The 1,749-nt window shown below is 73.8% G+C and carries 3 protein-coding genes; all 3 read right to left on the minus strand.

What is annotated here, in order from left to right; all coding sequences use genetic code 11:
• Positions 1-966, minus strand: a 966-nt coding sequence (locus DEIPI_RS35625; protein ID WP_052351756.1) for a DUF6745 domain-containing protein, incomplete at its 3' end; no start/stop codon positions are given.
• A gap of 1 nt (position 967) precedes the next feature.
• On the minus strand, positions 968-1,267 hold the full coding sequence (locus tag DEIPI_RS0115215; protein ID WP_027482335.1) for a hypothetical protein: 300 nt from the start codon (positions 1,265-1,267) through the stop codon (positions 968-970).
• Positions 1,268-1,380: 113 nt separating this feature from the next.
• Positions 1,381-1,749: hypothetical protein (locus DEIPI_RS0115220; protein WP_027482336.1), on the minus strand; the 369-nt coding region annotated here is incomplete at its 5' end.

The raw sequence follows: 1,749 nt of genomic DNA on the forward strand, positions 1-1,749 counted from the left end.
CCAGGCGGCGGCCTCGTGGCAGGTCCGCACGGCGGGTGGGACGCGCAGCACGTACGACCGCCCGGTGGAGGGGCAGCGGACGCACACCGCGACGAAGTCCTCGTCCCCTTCGAGCGGGACGCGGACGAGCCGGCGCTCCCCGCCCGCGTCCGTGTCGCGGTCGAGGACGCGCGCCCCGACCTCCTCGACGAAGCGGCTCGGGCCCATGCGTTCCATCATCACGCGGCGCACCTCGACGTTGGGCGTGGCGAGCACGTCCCTTCCCGTGATGGACTCCGGGTGGAACGCGACGCGCGGCTCCACGACGACGCCTCGCCAGCGCAGCGGGACGGTCGTGCCCCGGGGCAGGGCGGTGAGGCCGCTGCCGCCCACGTCGATCCACGCGGTGACGCGCAGGCCCGCGGGCAGGGCGGTGAGGTTCACGCAGCCGCTCAGGTCGAGCTGCGCCACCGTGTCGAGCCAGTCGGGGAGCGAGGTGAGGTTCACGCAGTCGCGCAGCGTGAGGTGCCCGTAGCGGACCGCGCCCCGGGCGGGCCAGGCGGTGAGGGCGTCCGCGCCGATCGCGTCGAGGAAGTGCACGTCGAGGCCCTCGGGCAGGGCGCGCAGGGAGCGGCAGCGGCGGAGGCCGAGCGAGCCCACCCGCAGGTCCTCGGGGAGCGTGTCGAGGAGGGTGCAGTCGTCGAGGACGAGCCTGTACTTCACCCGCAGCGTCGCGGGGACGCTCCGCAGGGGCAGGTCACGGGCGACGAGCTCGTCGCAGGTGAGGTGCTCGGGCAGCTCCGTGAGGGCGGAGCCGCTGACGTCGAGCCGGGCGCAGGTGAGGTGCGCGGGGAGCTCGTGGAGGTCGGCGCGGCCCGACAGGTCGAGAGCGCCGTCCACGACGAGCGGTTCCCGGACGTCTCCGGCGAGGATGAGCGCGCGGGCCTCGGCGGGCGTGAGCGTGGTCGTGGCGGTCCCGGCGGTCACGTCAGTCCACCACCCGTCGGATGGCCTCGGGACTGTACTCCCGCTGCATCCAGACGCGGTAGACGCCGCGCGGCAGGGTGATGGCGTGGTGCTCCTCGTGGACGAGGCGGGCGTGGTCGTGGAGGACCTCGACGTAGAGGTCGGGGCCGTGCTGCCACAGGTGGACGTCCTGAGGGGTGTCGAAGCGGTGGCTGTGGCCGGTCGCCTCGCCTCGGGCGAGGGTGGCGCCGGTCCTCGGGAAGACCCGGGCGGGAAGGTGCTCGACGAGGTGGAGGAGGACGTCTCCGTGGCGGTACAGCATGAGGCTCCTTTCGAATCACATCGGTGATTACGTCAGCAGCGTAATACGCCGGGTGGTTGTCGGTCAAGCCGAAGTCCCGGAGGAACCCACACGTGACATTCACCGAACCCGGGTCAACCGCACGCCGCGAGCGCCCGGTCGATCCGCGCCAGCCCCTCCACCCCGAGCGCCCCCGCCCACTCGGGCTGATCGACCGCCACGGCCCGCCAGACCAGAAGTTCCGCCCGCCAGTCCGGCCCGCCGCACGACGCCTCGTAGCGCGCGGCGTTCTCTACGGCGGCGTCCGCCAGCAGCGCCCACCTCAGGCCCACGTTGCCCGCGAAGGTCGGTCCCCAGCCGCGCTCCCGCAGGTCCGCGTCCCACAACGCCACCTCACGCAGCAGCACGGTCAGCGTGCGTGCGCCCGCGAGAGACCCGGCCCCCGTCCGGGTGAGGCGGCTCACGAGCGACGCGTCGTACGTGCGCTCCGTGAGCCGCGCCTC

The organism is Deinococcus pimensis DSM 21231, assembly GCF_000519345.1.
GTDB classification, from domain to species: domain Bacteria; phylum Deinococcota; class Deinococci; order Deinococcales; family Deinococcaceae; genus Deinococcus_A; species Deinococcus_A pimensis.